The organism is Testudinibacter sp. P17/SS/0325, assembly GCF_053570765.1.
The window spans coordinates 1,362,584-1,376,839 of the sequence record NZ_CM131635.1 but is presented as its reverse complement, the minus strand read 5'-3'; the positions used below and the strand labels follow the sequence as shown (position 1 = coordinate 1,376,839).

Here is a 14,256-nt window from a genome sequence, read left to right as displayed (position 1 = left end):
AAGTTATTCACTATTTTTGCCGATTGCGCCTGAATGGCGATCGCACTGAGCAAAGTGCGGTTTTTGTATCCTTCATTCGCCCGGCAAAGCCCGATTTAAGTCATTTAAAAAGAGATAGAAAAGTATTATGTTTAAAGCCATTGCAACCAAAATTTTCGGCAGCCGTAATGATCGTATTCTGCGCCGCCTCAACAAACGCGTTCAACAAATCAACCAACTGGAAGCGCAATACCAAGCCCTGAGCGATGAAGAGCTGAAAGCCAAAACCGCGGAATTCAAAGCCCGTTTAGCACAAGGCGAAACCCTCGATAAAATCCTGCCGGAAGCCTTTGCCACCGTGCGCGAAGCAAGCCAACGCACACTCGGCATGCGTCCGTTTGATGTGCAATTAGTCGGCGGCATGATCTTGAATGATCGTTGTATCGCCGAAATGCGCACCGGGGAAGGCAAAACCTTGACCGCAACCCTGCCTTGCTATTTAAATGCCTTGACCGGGCGCGGCGTGCACGTGGTCACCGTCAATGATTATTTGGCGCGCCGCGATGCGGAGACCAACCGTCCGCTGTTTGAATTTTTAGGCTTGACCGTCGGCGTCAATATCCCCGGATTAGCGCCGGAACAAAAACGCGCCGCCTACGCCGCCGATATCACCTACGCCACCAACAGCGAACTGGGTTTTGACTACCTGCGCGATAACTTGGCGCATTCGCCGCAAGACCGTTTCCAGCGTCCGTTATATTATGCCTTGGTCGATGAGGTCGATTCGATTTTAATCGACGAAGCGCGTACGCCGTTGATTATTTCCGGACAAGCGGAAGACAGCTCCGATTTGTATATTGCGATTGATAAATTGATTCCGAAGCTGGTGTTCCAAGAAAAAGAAGACAGCGAGGAATATCAAGGCGACGGCGATTACACGCTTGACTTGAAAAATAAACAGGCGTTTTTAACCGAACGCGGTCAGGAAAAAATCGAAAATTTATTAATCGAAGCCGGTTTGATGAAAGAAGGCGATTCACTGTATTCGCCGTCGAAAGTCAGCTTGTTGCACCACGTTTATGCGGCGTTGCGTGCGCATACCCTGTTTGAACGCAATGTGGATTATATCGTCAAAGACGGCGAAATCGTGATTGTGGATGAACACACCGGGCGCACTATGCAAGGCCGCCGCTGGTCGGAAGGCTTGCACCAAGCGATCGAAGCGAAAGAAAACGTACAAATTCAAAGCGAAAACCAAACCACCGCGTCGATCACCTATCAAAACTATTTCCGTCTGTATGAAAAACTGGCTGGGATGACCGGCACGGCAGACACCGAAGCCTTTGAGTTCCAACAAATTTACGGATTGGAAACCGTGGTGGTGCCAACCAACAAACCGATGATCCGCGATGACCGCACCGATTTAATGTACAAAAACGAAGAAGACAAATTCGCCGCGATTGTCGCCGATATTAAAGAAGCGATTGCACGTAATCAGCCGGTGTTGGTCGGTACAATTTCGATCGAAAAATCAGAATTGTTATCAAAAACCCTAACCAAAGCCGGGATCAAACATAACGTGCTGAACGCCAAATTCCATGCACAAGAAGCGGAAATCGTGGCGGATGCCGGTGTGCCGGGTGCGGTCACCATCGCCACCAATATGGCGGGACGTGGTACGGACATCGTGTTGGGTGGAAACTGGAAGGCGGAAATCGCCAAACTGGAAAATCCAACGGAAGAGCAGATTGCCAAAATCAAAGCTGACTGGGCGGAACGCAATAAAATTGTGACCGAAGCCGGCGGCTTGCATATTATCGGCACCGAACGCCATGAATCGCGTCGGATCGACAACCAGCTGCGCGGTCGTTCCGGGCGTCAGGGCGACCCGGGCTCCTCCCGTTTCTATTTGTCGTTAGATGACGCTTTAATGCGGATTTATCTGAACGAAGGCAAGCTGAATATGATGCGCAAAGCCTTCAGCGAGCCGGGCGAGGCAATGGAATCCAAGCTGTTGGCAAAAGTGATCGCCAGTGCGCAAGCCAAAGTGGAATCACACAACTTTGACGGACGGAAAAACCTGTTGCAATTCGATGATGTCGCCAATGATCAGCGTCACGCGATTTATACCCAGCGCAATGATTTGTTAGATCACGACGATATTTCCGAGACGATCAACGTGATTCGTCAAGATGTGTTCAACAACACCATCGACCAGTATATTCCGCCGCAATCATTGGAAGAAATGTGGAACATCGACGGTTTGGAACAGCGCCTGAAAACCGACTTTGCCTTAGATTTACCGATTGGCAAATGGTTGGAAGAAGACAACAATTTGCATGAAGAAACCCTGCGCGAACGTATTTTAGCGGCGGCAGTCGCCGAGCATGAACGCAAAGTCGAATTGGTCGGTGCGGACAATATGCGCGCCTTTGAAAAAGGCGTGATGTTACAAATTTTGGATGAATTATGGAAAGAACATCTGGCGGCGATGGATCATCTGCGCCGTGGCATTCACTTGCGCGGTTATGCTCAGAAAGATCCGAAGCAAGAATACAAAAAAGAGTCGTTCCAGATGTTTACCGAGATGTTAGACACCCTGAAATCCACGGTGATCAGCACCCTGAGCAAAGTGCAAGTCCGCACTCAGGAAGAAGTGGAAGAAGCCGAGCGTCTGCGCCGCGAAGCCGCAGAACGCCAAGCAGAAGCCATGCAATATCACCAACATGGCGATGAGGCAAAATCGCAGGATGAAAACGGTGAAGTGGCAAAAGTCAGCCGCAATGCGCCATGCCCATGCGGCTCCGGTAAAAAATACAAATACTGTCACGGCAAGATTAAATAAGATGAATCTATTATAATGGGGCGGCTTGCCCCATTTTTAATACAGGAAAGATCATGACGACACAAACCGCACTTGCCAACCAACCGCAAGCAAAACCACTGATTAAAGTCGCTGTCGGGATTATCCGTAACGAATTCAAACAGATTTTTCTCACCCGTCGTTTAGAAGGCAAAGATTTCGCCCAAAGCTGGGAGTTTCCCGGCGGCAAAGTCGAAGACAATGAGAGTGAAGAACAGGCATTAAAACGCGAACTGGAAGAAGAGATCGGCATTATGGTGCTAAACACCAAACTGTATGAACGTTTTCAGTTTGAATACCCGAAAAAGGTGATTGAGCTGAGTTTTTACTTGGTCGAAGAGTGGCTAAACCAGCCGTTCGGACGTGAGGGACAAGATGGCTTTTGGATCGAACAACACGCCCTCGACCATGGGCAATTTCCGCCGGCAAATAAAAAAATTATCGAGCGGTTATTAAGCGAAAAATAGCGGATTGAAAAAGGGGCATATCAAAATGCCCCTGTCATGCCGCATTAGGGCGCCACTAACGAATTCACCATCTGCTCAAATCGCTGCATACCTAACTCGAATTCGGTATCGCTGATATTCAGTGCAGGGGCAAAACGCAACACGTTTGGGCCGGCAACCAGCAACATCACACCGAAATCATTGGCTTTGCTGCGCAGTTCTGCCGCTTTATCCTGATATTGCGCGCTTAATTCCGCGCCGATTAACAAGCCTAAGCCACGCACACAGTTGAAGATTTTCGCTTTTTGATTGATTGCCTCAAGTCGTTCAATCAGCTGGGCTGAGCGTTGCCGCACCTGTTGCAAAAAGTGCGGTTGGCTGATGATGTCCACTACTTTGTTGCCGACCGCACACGCCAGCGGATTGCCGCCAAAAGTGGTGCCGTGCACGCCCGGCGAGAAACTTTTCGCGATTTTATCGGTAGTCAACATCGCACTGATTGGAAAACCGTTCGCCAACGCTTTGGCTGAAGTCAAAATATCCGGCACCACGCCGTAATGCATATACGCGAAAAATTCGCCGGTTCGCCCTAAGCCTGTTTGCACTTCATCAAAAATCAGTAACGCCTGATATTGATCACACAGTTCGCGCAAACCTTGCAGGAATTCACGTTGCGCCGGTAAAACGCCGCTTTCGCCTTGCACCGGCTCGATAATCACCGCACAAGTGTGGTCATCAATCACGGCTTTGACCGCACTTAAATCATTGAACGGCACATGTACAATGTCCGCCAGTTTCGGTCCGAAGCCGTCGGAATATTTCGGCTGTCCGCCGACGCTGACGGTAAACAGCGTTCTGCCGTGGAAACTTTGCTTAAACGAGATGATTTTGCTTTTTTGATAACCGAAATGATCGACCGCATAACGGCGCGCCAATTTCAATGCGGCTTCATTCGCTTCCGCCCCTGAATTGGCAAACATTACCCGCTCGGCGAAGGTTTTTTCGATCAGTTTTGAGGCAAGTTCCAACGCCGGTTCGCTGGTGAACCAGTTACTTGAATGCCACAGGGTTTCGCCCTGCCGTTTCAGCACCGCCACCACCTCGTCGGGGCAATGCCCCAATGAATTGACCGCCACGCCACTGGTGAAATCAATATAGTCTTTTCCCGCTTGATCCCAAACCGTACTGCCCTTGCCACGCACCGGAATAAAATCCGCAGGGGTATAATTTTGGATCAAAACTTGATCAAAGGTTGCTCTGGTATATTGTGTCATGATTGTTCCTTTTCTATCCTTTAACTCATGCTGTCAACTAAAGTGCGGTGCAATTCTTTGCCTAACATAAAACGATTTGCAGCGCTTATCAATAGGTAATTTGATAACGATTGCAATCGTCTTGTGCTTTCTCGCTTGCTTATGCCATACTTGGATAAAAATCAGTCGATTTAAATCTGATAGGGGGAACGGTATGCATTTTTCGGAACAAGAGAAAAGCCAATTGTTACAGTTGAAATATGTCGGCTTAACCGTGATTGAACGCTTGGAACAGCTTGGAATTTATTCGTTTGAGCAGCTCGCCAAGGAAAAAACTGACGATATTTGCCGGCAAATTTCTGCGGCAATGGGCAGTTCCTGTTGGAAAAACAGTCCGCAAGCAAAGGCGGCGATCAATGCCGCCATTGCATTGGCTAAGCGGGAAAGCTAGCTAGTGCCGCCAACGGTGATATTATCGATTTTCAATGCCGGTTGTCCCACGCCGACCGGTACGCTTTGCCCCTCTTTGCCGCAGACGCCGATCCCCGGATCAAGCTCGCTTTCGTCGGCGACCATGGAGATGTTTTGCATCACCTCAATACCGCTGCCGATCAGGGTTGCACCGACCACGGGTTTGGTGATTTTGCCGTTTTCGATCAGGTAGGCTTCGGAAGCGGAAAACACGAATTTGCCGGAGGTAATATCCACTTGCCCGCCGCCAAAGTGCGGTGCATAAATGCCGTTGTCAACCGAGGCAATCAGCTCATCGAATTTGTTTTCCCCGGCAAGCATATAGGTATTGGTCATGCGCGGCATTGGCAAGTGCGCATAAGATTCACGCCGTCCGTTGCCGGTCGGGGCAACGCCCATTAAGCGCGCATTCAGTTTATCTTGCATATACCCTTTCAATATGCCGTTTTCGATCAACACATTGCGTTGGCTAGGTACACCTTCGTCATCCACCGTCAACGAACCGCGACGGTCGGCAAGCGTGCCGTCATCAATAATCGTACACAGTGGTGAAGTCACCAATTCGCCGATTTTACCGCTGAACAGCGAGGATTTTTTACGGTTGAAATCCCCCTCTAAACCGTGTCCGACCGCTTCGTGCAATAATACGCCCGGCCAGCCTGCGCCCAGCACCACCGGCATCATGCCCGCCGGCGCTTGTACCGCACTTAGCTTGACTAACGCCTGACGCACCGCTTCTTTGGCAAACCACACTGCACGGCTTACGCCTTGGTAATCTTGTAACAACCAATCCAAACCAAAACGCCCGCCGGCTCCTGCGCTACCGCTTTGGCGTTTGCCGTCCTGTTCCACCAACACTGAAACCGACAGACGGATGAGCGGACGAATATCCGCTGCCAGCGTGCCGTCGGTTGCCGCAACCAACATTTCTTCGTAGAGCGAACTGATACTGGCGGAGACTTGAATCACACGCGGATCTTCGGCGCGTGCGGTTTTATCAATCAAATGCAACAGCTCGATTTTTTTCTCACGGCTGAGGCTTTGCAGCGGATTGATCACCGCATAGCGCATTTCCGCTAAAGTCGGTTTTAAAATAATCGGGGTGATTTGCGATTGCGTCGCCCGTGCAATGCCTTTGGTTGCGTCAACACATTGTTGTAATTGGTTGAGGTTGATTTGGTCGGCATAGGCAAACCCGGTTTTTTCGCCGCTGACCGCCCGCACGCCCACGCCGCGATCAATATGAAATCCGCCCTCTTTGATAATGCCGTCTTCCAACACCCAATTTTCATCGGTCGAGGATTGGAAATAGAGATCGGCATAGTCGATTTCGCGTGCGGAAAATTGATCCAGAATATTGGCGAGCTGTGCCACGCTGAGTTGGCTTGCTTCCAACAAAGTTGCAGATACGTTGTTTAAAATTGGGTTTTGCATGAAATTCTCGTTTTGGATGAATGTGATAATGCCGTCGCCTCCCTCCGCATGCGGAGAGAGGGAAATAAAAACGCAGAAGCCATTTTATGGCGCAGTTTACATGATTACGACATCAAATTGTTCTTGGTTATAAAATACTTCGGTTTTGATTTGCACTTGTTTGCCGATAAACACTTCCAATTCGGCTAAAATCCCGTGCGCTTCTTCGTTAATCAGATAGTCCGCCACCGCTCTTGAGGCATAGACCAAAAATTGTTCGCTGTCGTATTGGTGATGAATCCGCACGATTTCGCGCACAATTTCATAACTGACGGTTTCCACCGTTTTCAAACTGCCGCGCCCTTTACACGCCGGACATTCGGTACACAAAACGTGTTCCAAGCTTTCACGGGTGCGTTTGCGCGTCATCTCCACCAAGCCTAACTGAGTGAAACCGTTAACGTTGGTTTTGACCCGGTCACTGGATAACGCTTCATTCAGCGATTGTAACACCCGTTCGCGGTGTTCCTCGCTCTGCATATCGATAAAATCGATAATGATAATGCCGCCCAGATTACGCAGTTGCAGTTGCTGTGCAATGGTTTGCGTGGCTTCGACATTGGTGTTGAAAATGGTCTCTTCCAGATTACGATGTCCGACAAATGCGCCGGTGTTGATATCAATCGTGGTCATCGCTTCGGTCTGCTCGATAATCAGGTAACCGCCGGATTTCAGATTGACGCGTTTTTCCAAACCGCGCTGGATGGCATTTTCCACACCGTAAAGATCAAACAGCGGTTGGTTGCCGACATACAGCGACAAGCGGTTGGTCAGCTCCGGCATAAATTCTTGGGTGAAAGTTTGTACTTCCTGATAAGTCAGTTTGGAATCGATCCGAATCAGATCAATCTGTGTGCCGACAAAATCACGCAAAACGCGTTGTGCCAGCGCCAGTTCACCGTACAGCATGGAACGGGTCGGATATTTGCTTTTGCGTTCCATCACTTTGCGCCATAAACGCTTGAGAAATTGCGCATCTTGTTGCAATTCTTCTTCCGAACAGCCCTCCGAGGCGGTGCGTACGATAAAACCGCCCAGTTCGTCGCAATAGCCTTCCACCAACGCTTTCAAGCGCGCGCGTTCTTCTTCGCTTTCAATCCGCTGTGACACCCCGACATGGCTATTTTCCGGCATAAATACCAAATAACGCGACGGCAAGGTAATGTCAGTGGTCAAACGCGCGCCTTTGGTGCCGAGCGGATCTTTCACCACTTGCACCACAATATCCTGCCCTTCACGCACCAGTTCGCTGATGTCTTTGACGATAAACTGCTTCTTTTCCGACTCATCAACACATTCGGTGTGCGATACAATATCCGAGGCGTGCAAAAAGGCGGCTTTTTCCAAGCCGATATCGACAAACGCCGATTGCATACCGGGCAGCACGCGCATAATCCGCCCTTTATAAATATTGCCGACCAAGCCACGTTTGGCTTCGCGCTCAATATGCACTTCTTTTAACACCCCGGTATCGAGTAACGCAATCCGGGTTTCATTTGGTGTGACGTTCACCAATAATTCTACGCTTGAGGTCATACATTACCTGCTAAATTTAAAAATTAATTCGTTGTATTCTATCGTAAAACCGCACTTGGCAGAAATCGGATTTGAGTTTAGGCAGGTTATTTTTCAGTTATTGTGAACTTACACAAAAGAAATGCGCAAAAGAAAACCCGAACAAGTCGGGTTTTCAGTCAGTTAGTCCGCCAAGCTGTTTTTATTATTCTTCACTTTCCGCTTCAGAAAAACGCTCGATACGCGCCCCTAAACCACGCAATTTTTCTTCGATATGCTCATAGCCGCGATCGATATGATAAATCCGATCAACCACGGTTTCACCGTTGGCGATACAACCTGCCAGTACCAAACTGGCGGAGGCGCGCAAATCGGTCGCCATCACTTCGGCACCGTTCAGATTCGCCACGCCGTAACAAATCGCGGTGTTGCCTTCGATATCGGCTTTCGCACCCATGCGGATTAATTCCGGAATGTGCATAAAACGGTTTTCGAAGATTGTTTCGGTGATAATGCCCGTACCTTCCGCCACCATATTCAATAAGGTGAATTGCGCCTGCATATCGGTCGGGAAACCCGGGTGCGGTGCGGTGCGCACATTGACCGCTCTTGGACGGTAGCCCAGCATATCCAAGGTGATTGTATCTTCGCTAATATCGATTTGCGCACCGGCTTCACGCAGTTTTTCGATGACTGCGTCTAACGTTGAGGCACGCGTGCCACGGCAAACAATGCGCCCGCCGGAAATCGCCGCCGCCACTAAGAAAGTACCGGTTTCGATTCGATCCGGAATCACATGGTGTTCGCCGCCACCCAAACGTTCAACGCCTTCAACGGTGATTAAATCCGTGCCGGCGCCGCTGATCTTCGCACCCAGTTTGTTCAGGAAAAGTGCGGTATCGGTGATTTCCGGTTCACGCGCGGCATTTTCGATAATCGTCGTGCCTTTGGCTAAGGTCGCCGCCATCATCACCGACAAGGTTGCGCCGACGCTGATTTTGTCCATCATGATATTGGCGCCTTTCAAACGCCCGTCCACAAAGGCTTTGACATAACCGTCTTCCAGTTTGATTTTGGCACCCAATTTTTCCAAACCGGAAATGTGCAAATCGACCGGACGCGTGCCAATCGAACAGCCGCCCGGCAAAGAAACCTGCCCTTGGCAAAAGCGCGCCACTAGCGGGGCTAGCGCCCAAATCGAGGCGCGCATGGTTTTCACCAACTCATACGGCGTCACAAAATTATTGATATTCGAAGCGTCGAGATAAACGCTATTTTTGTCTTTTTTCTCAACCGTCACACCCAATTTTTTCAAAATTTTCAGCGTGGTTGACACATCTTTCAAGTCCGGTACATTGGTCAGAGTGACTGGCTCTTCTGCCAAAATCGCAGCAAACAAAATCGGTAATGCCGCATTTTTTGCGCCTGAAATATCAACACTGCCTTTTAAACAGCTTTTGCCGTAAATACGAAACTTTTCCATGAGTTCTCCTTGAAAATCCGAAATAAATTAAAGACCGTTCAATAACCGTGCTTGCTGCCATTTGGCAACGGTGAAGGTTTTGATTGAAAGCGCATGAATTTCATTGCTTGAAATATATTGCATTAACGGCGCATAAATCAGTTGCTGTTGCTTAACTTTACTGATGGAGGCGAAGTCATCACTCACTGCGATCACATTAAAATGGGCATTTTCGCCACTGACAAAAACCTCATCCAAATTGAGTTGCTCGCGCAAAATCGCTTCGATTGCTTGTGCGTCTATTACCTGTGCATTCATTGGTATTTTTCGTTCCTTTAAGCTGCTTTTAAGCTACGGCAGTGATTTATTGTTGGATAAAGGGCGTTAACCACTCTTCCAAATCGTATAATTCGGCAAAATCGCGTACCAAGTGCGGTACGGCGACCAATTTTACCCTGCTCTGCCGCGAATAATGATGAAGAATTTCACATATTAACACAAATCCGGCAGAATCCACCATTTGTAAACGATTTAGCTCGATATATAAGCATGACTCTGGCGAAGAAAAAGCGTTTTCGGCAAACAGCGAAGCACGCTGTTGCCAAAGCGGCAGCAACGTGCGACGGGTTAACTCGCCACTGAATTGCAGAGACCAACTGTTTTGCCGTTGACTGACATTCCATTCGAAATTCAAGCGGACACCTATTTTTCCAGCTTAATCGGAATAGCGGCACTTTTCTCGATCTGCGCGCTCAGGGCGTCGATCCCTTGTTGGCGCAAAATGTTGCTCCACTCATTTTTCTTGGTTTCGACCATGCTCACGCCCTCTGCCGCCATATCATATGCCTGCCATGCGCCGGTGCGGGTGTTTTTGCGCCATTTGAAATCCAGTTTAAGCGGCGCCGCACCGTTATTTTGGATCAGATTCACTCGGATACTGACGATATTCTGATCACCAATCGGTTTTTCTTGTTCAATTTGCACTTGCTGGTCATTATACATAGTCAACACTTGCGCATAAGACTGCTCGATAAAATTGGCAAACGCGCTAAAAAACTGATCGCGCTGCGCCGGGGTGGTGCTTTTAAAATATTGCCCCAACACCAACGAGCCGGCATAGTTGACATGCACATACGGCATTAATTCTTGTTTGACAATGGTGCGCATATAATTCGGATTTTGTTGAATTTTCGCCTGATTAGTCCTAATCGAGGCAAACAGTTTGTCCGAGGCCTGCTGCATTAATTGGTACGGATTATCCGCTGCCGCCGCCAATGTGCTGAAAAACAGGGTGAATAATACCGCACTTGCGGCGAACCATTTTTTAAACATCTTGTGTAGCATTGCTTTTCTCCTGTGCAAAATAATCAAAATTATTCTGCTTTTGTTTCCGTTGTATCGGAGGCAGTTTCTTTTTTATCTCCATACAGAAATTGCCCGATTAAATCTTCCAACACCATGGCTGAGGTCGTATCGTGAATCGTATCGCCGTTTTTCAGCATGGCAACCTCGCCGTCATCAAAACCGATGTTCAGTGCAATATATTGTTCCCCCAATAAACCGGAGGTTTTAATTGAAAGCGAGCTGGTTTCGGGAATTTTGTCGAATTCCTGATCGATACTCAAGCTAACTCTCGGCAAATAAGTTTGCGGATCCAAATCAATCGCCGTGACCCGTCCGATCACGACGCCACCGGTTTTCACCGCCGCCCGCACTTTAAGACCACCGATATTGTTAAAAGTTGCTTGTAAATTATAACTTTTATGATCACTAAAGCCCTGTACGTTGGTGACGCGCAAGCCCAAAAAGACCAGCGCCGCGATACCTAACAACAAAAATAATCCGACCCAAAATTCGTATTTAATGGTTTGACGCATTTTTCTTTCCTTACACGCCCGGCATTTCGCCAAGCAATTAATTACCGCCGAACATCATGGCGGTTAAAATAAAATCTAAAGCCAGCACGGTTAATGACGCGTGCACCACGGTTTTGGTGGTTGCGCGACTGATTCCTTCCGATGTCGGGCGGGCATCATAGCCGTTAAACAGGGCGATCCAAACCACCGCTATCGCAAATACCGCACTTTTGATCATGCCGTTTAAAATATCCGTTTTCCAGCTGACCGAATTTTGCATAACCGCCCAGAAACTGCCGCCGTCTACGCCTTTCCAATCCACGCCGACCAAGGCGCCGCCCCAAATGCCGACCGCAACAAAAATCACGGTTAAAATCGGCATGGAAATAATTCCCGCCCAGAAACGGGGGGAAATCACACGCCGCAGGGGATCAACCGCCATCATTTCCAAACTGGAAAGTTGCTCGGTCGCTTTCATTAAGCCGATTTCCGCAGTCAATGCCGACCCGGCACGCCCGGCGAATAAAAGTGCGGTCACCACCGGTCCGAGTTCGCGCAATAACGACAGCGCCACCAGCTGCCCCAAACTGCTTTCGGCGGCAAAACCGACCAGCACCACATAACCTTGCAATCCTAATACCATGCCGATAAATAAACCCGATAGCAAAATAATCAGCAGCGATTGCACACCTAAGACATACAACTGTTTCACCAACAGCGGAAAATATTTTTTCGGCTGCGGCACGCCGACTAACGCGCCGTACAACATAAACGCCGAACGCCCCAAGGCGCGAAACACGCTGATCACCCCAGCGCCCAGTTTTGAAATAGCAGCAATGATCATACAAATAACTCGTCTATATACGCTTTCGCCGGATAATGGAATTGCACCGGGCCGTCTTCATTACCCGCCAAAAACTGCACCACTCGCGGATCCCCGCTTTGGCGTAACTGCTGCGCCGTGCCTTCGGCAATCACGGTTTGGTCAGCGACAATATAAGCATAATCGGCAATGCTCAACACTTCCTGTACATCATGCGAGACCACGATTGACGTCAAACGCAGGGTTTTATTCAGGCGTTTAATCAGGCTGACGATCACGCCCATGCTGATCGGGTCTTGCCCGGTGAAAGGTTCGTCATACATCACCAAATCCGGATCCAACGCCACCGCTCTTGCCAATGCCACCCGGCGCGCCATGCCGCCTGACAGCTCCGACGGCATTAAATCCGCCGCACCGCGCAAACCGACGGCTTCCAGTTTTAACAATGCCAGCTGGCGAATCAGCGCCTCCGGCAGGTTGCTGTGCTCACGCAATGGAAATGCCACATTGTCAAAGGTTGAAATATCGGTGAATAATGCCCCCGACTGGAACAACATTCCCATTCTTTTACGTAATTGGTACAACTTTGTATTCGATAAGCGGGTGATATCGCTGCCGTCAAATAAAATTTCACCCGAATCAGGATAGAGTTGTCCGCCAATCAATTTTAATAAGGTGGTTTTCCCGATTCCGGACGGCCCCATAATCGCAGTAATTTTACCGCGTTCGACTTTCAGGTTTAGTCCCTGATAAATCGTTCTTGAGCCGCGTTTGAAGGTGAGATCTTTCACCTCCACCAAATATTTATTCATCTTTTTCCTTGCATTCTGCCTTATCCGCCACGATTTAGCGCTTACCACGCCCATCAACCAGCGGATGTCAATTGGGCGAATCTTGTATGAATTTAGGCATAATGTCAAATATTCGCTCAACTATTTGCCCCGGCGGAAAATAGATTAATTATAGGGAAGTTGCCTAAATGTCGCGAATTTATGCTAGAATTTCGCATTGTTTAATTCTTTTATACTCAACAGGAAAGCGGATGAATTTTCGTTGGAATAGTATTTTATTGCTGATTGCACTCGGCTTGCTCGCTTGGTATTACTCGCTCAATCAGCAAGACGAAACCACGCTAAGCACTCGAATTCAAACCAGTGACAATCCGGATTATGTCGCCAACCGTATGGAAACCACATTGTATTCCGTTGACGGGCGCAAGCAATATGTGGCTACCGCTGATCAAGTGGAATATTTTCAGCAAAGCGGCGATACGCTTTTTAAATCGCCGGTGGTCTATTTGTTTGAAACCGCAAAAAACAGCGATAATTTGGTCCGCAGTTGGAAACTCAGCGCCGATCAAGCAAAAATCAGCAAAGATAAGATGTTATATCTTGACGATAATGTCACTATTGAAAGTTTGTTGCCGGAAAGTAAAATCCATAGCCTGAAAACGTCAAGTGCGGTCGTCAATTTAACGACACAAGATATAACATCTGATACAATGGTCAGCGTTGTCGGTCAAAGTTTCACCACTACCGGGAAACGTTTAATCGGTAACCTTCGTCAACAGGTCGCCACATTAAAAGAGCAGGTACAAACCCATTATGAGATCCAAACTAATTAAATCATTGGCATTCGTCAGCGCAATGTTGCTCTCTTTCTCGGCTTCAGCCCTGAAAAGTGACACTCAGCAACCGATTAATATCACCTCGGACAATCAATCTCTGGATTTGGAAAACAATATTGTCACCTTTTCCGACAATGTGGTGATCACCCAAGGCTCGATTCTGATTAACGCAAACAAAGTGACGATTATCCGCCCTGCCGACAATTCCAGCGGCAAAGAAAAAATCGAAGCCACCGGCAATCCGGTGACTTTCCAACAACAGCTGGATAACGGCAAACCGATTAACGGGCATGCCGGCAAGGTCAATTATGATCTTGGCAGCCAATATCTGGTGCTGACCGGCAATGCGCAGCTGAAACAGTTAGACAGTCAAATTAATGCCGAAGTGATCACCTATGATGTGCAACAACAAAAAATGATTGCCAAAAACAAGGGTAAAGGCCGCGTAAAAACCATCCTGTACCCGTCACAATTACAACAAAAATAAA

Annotated in this window: 15 protein-coding genes; 5 read left to right on the top strand and 10 right to left on the bottom strand. The window is 48.4% G+C overall.

Annotation, left to right across the window (positions count from 1 at the left end; genetic code table 11):
* Positions 1–127: 127 nt before the first annotated feature.
* The gene (gene secA, locus ACWA50_RS06530; protein WP_431050901.1) at positions 128–2,824 is read left to right on the top strand and encodes a preprotein translocase subunit SecA; all 2,697 of its coding nucleotides are present in this window, start codon (positions 128–130) and stop codon (positions 2,822–2,824) included.
* 53 nt (positions 2,825–2,877) lie between these two features.
* Positions 2,878–3,309 (top strand): 8-oxo-dGTP diphosphatase MutT, encoded by a 432-nt coding sequence (gene mutT / locus ACWA50_RS06525; RefSeq protein WP_431050899.1) that lies wholly within the window; start codon positions 2,878–2,880, stop codon positions 3,307–3,309.
* 44 nt (positions 3,310–3,353) lie between these two features.
* On the opposite strand, the gene ACWA50_RS06520 is transcribed toward mutT, so the two are convergent.
* Positions 3,354–4,562 (bottom strand): aspartate aminotransferase family protein, encoded by a 1,209-nt coding sequence (locus ACWA50_RS06520; RefSeq protein WP_431050897.1) that lies wholly within the window; start codon positions 4,560–4,562, stop codon positions 3,354–3,356.
* Between the two features lie 193 nt (positions 4,563–4,755).
* Between ACWA50_RS06520 and ACWA50_RS06515 the strand changes: the two genes are divergently transcribed.
* Positions 4,756–4,992: a recombinase RecA gene (locus tag ACWA50_RS06515; protein WP_431050895.1), complete on the top strand. Its 237-nt coding sequence runs from the start codon at positions 4,756–4,758 to the stop codon at positions 4,990–4,992.
* Here ACWA50_RS06515 and tldD read toward each other — a convergent pair.
* The 9 genes from tldD to ACWA50_RS06470 all read right to left on the bottom strand — a co-directional run bounded on the left by tldD (position 4,989) and on the right by ACWA50_RS06470 (position 12,953).
* The gene (gene tldD, locus ACWA50_RS06510) at positions 4,989–6,434 is read right to left on the bottom strand and encodes a metalloprotease TldD (RefSeq protein WP_431054308.1); all 1,446 of its coding nucleotides are present in this window, start codon (positions 6,432–6,434) and stop codon (positions 4,989–4,991) included. The genes ACWA50_RS06515 and tldD overlap by 4 nt on opposite strands.
* A gap of 108 nt (positions 6,435–6,542) precedes the next feature.
* Entirely contained in the window at positions 6,543–8,021 is a 1,479-nt protein-coding gene (gene rng / locus ACWA50_RS06505; protein WP_431050893.1) for a ribonuclease G, read from the bottom strand.
* A gap of 184 nt (positions 8,022–8,205) precedes the next feature.
* Complete coding sequence (gene murA / locus ACWA50_RS06500) at positions 8,206–9,483, bottom strand: UDP-N-acetylglucosamine 1-carboxyvinyltransferase (protein WP_431050891.1); 1,278 nt, start codon at positions 9,481–9,483, stop codon at positions 8,206–8,208.
* A gap of 27 nt (positions 9,484–9,510) precedes the next feature.
* Positions 9,511–9,765, bottom strand: coding sequence for a BolA family protein (locus ACWA50_RS06495; RefSeq protein ID WP_431054307.1), 255 nt, complete (start codon positions 9,763–9,765; stop codon positions 9,511–9,513).
* Positions 9,766–9,826: 61 nt separating this feature from the next.
* Positions 9,827–10,156, bottom strand: coding sequence for an STAS domain-containing protein (locus tag ACWA50_RS06490; RefSeq protein ID WP_431050889.1), 330 nt, complete (start codon positions 10,154–10,156; stop codon positions 9,827–9,829).
* An 8-nt stretch (positions 10,157–10,164) separates the two neighbouring features.
* Positions 10,165–10,806, bottom strand: coding sequence for a phospholipid-binding protein MlaC (gene mlaC / locus ACWA50_RS06485; protein WP_431050887.1), 642 nt, complete (start codon positions 10,804–10,806; stop codon positions 10,165–10,167).
* A 29-nt stretch (positions 10,807–10,835) separates the two neighbouring features.
* The gene (gene mlaD / locus ACWA50_RS06480; protein ID WP_431050883.1) at positions 10,836–11,339 is read right to left on the bottom strand and encodes an outer membrane lipid asymmetry maintenance protein MlaD; all 504 of its coding nucleotides are present in this window, start codon (positions 11,337–11,339) and stop codon (positions 10,836–10,838) included.
* Between the two features lie 37 nt (positions 11,340–11,376).
* Positions 11,377–12,162, bottom strand: a complete 786-nt coding sequence (gene mlaE / locus ACWA50_RS06475) for a lipid asymmetry maintenance ABC transporter permease subunit MlaE (RefSeq protein WP_431050881.1) — start codon at positions 12,160–12,162, stop codon at positions 11,377–11,379.
* Positions 12,159–12,953, bottom strand: a complete 795-nt coding sequence (locus tag ACWA50_RS06470) for an ATP-binding cassette domain-containing protein (protein WP_431050879.1) — start codon at positions 12,951–12,953, stop codon at positions 12,159–12,161. The genes mlaE and ACWA50_RS06470 overlap by 4 nt, the downstream gene beginning before the upstream one ends.
* Positions 12,954–13,183: 230 nt before the next feature.
* Here ACWA50_RS06470 and lptC point away from each other — a divergent pair, with 230 nt between their 5' ends.
* Together lptC and lptA are read left to right on the top strand one after the other, a co-directional pair.
* Positions 13,184–13,765: an LPS export ABC transporter periplasmic protein LptC gene (gene lptC / locus ACWA50_RS06465; protein ID WP_431050877.1), complete on the top strand. Its 582-nt coding sequence runs from the start codon at positions 13,184–13,186 to the stop codon at positions 13,763–13,765.
* Entirely contained in the window at positions 13,746–14,255 is a 510-nt protein-coding gene (lptA, locus tag ACWA50_RS06460; RefSeq protein WP_431050875.1) for a lipopolysaccharide transport periplasmic protein LptA, read from the top strand. Before lptC ends, lptA begins: the two co-directional genes overlap by 20 nt.
* Position 14,256: the final 1 nt, after the last annotated feature.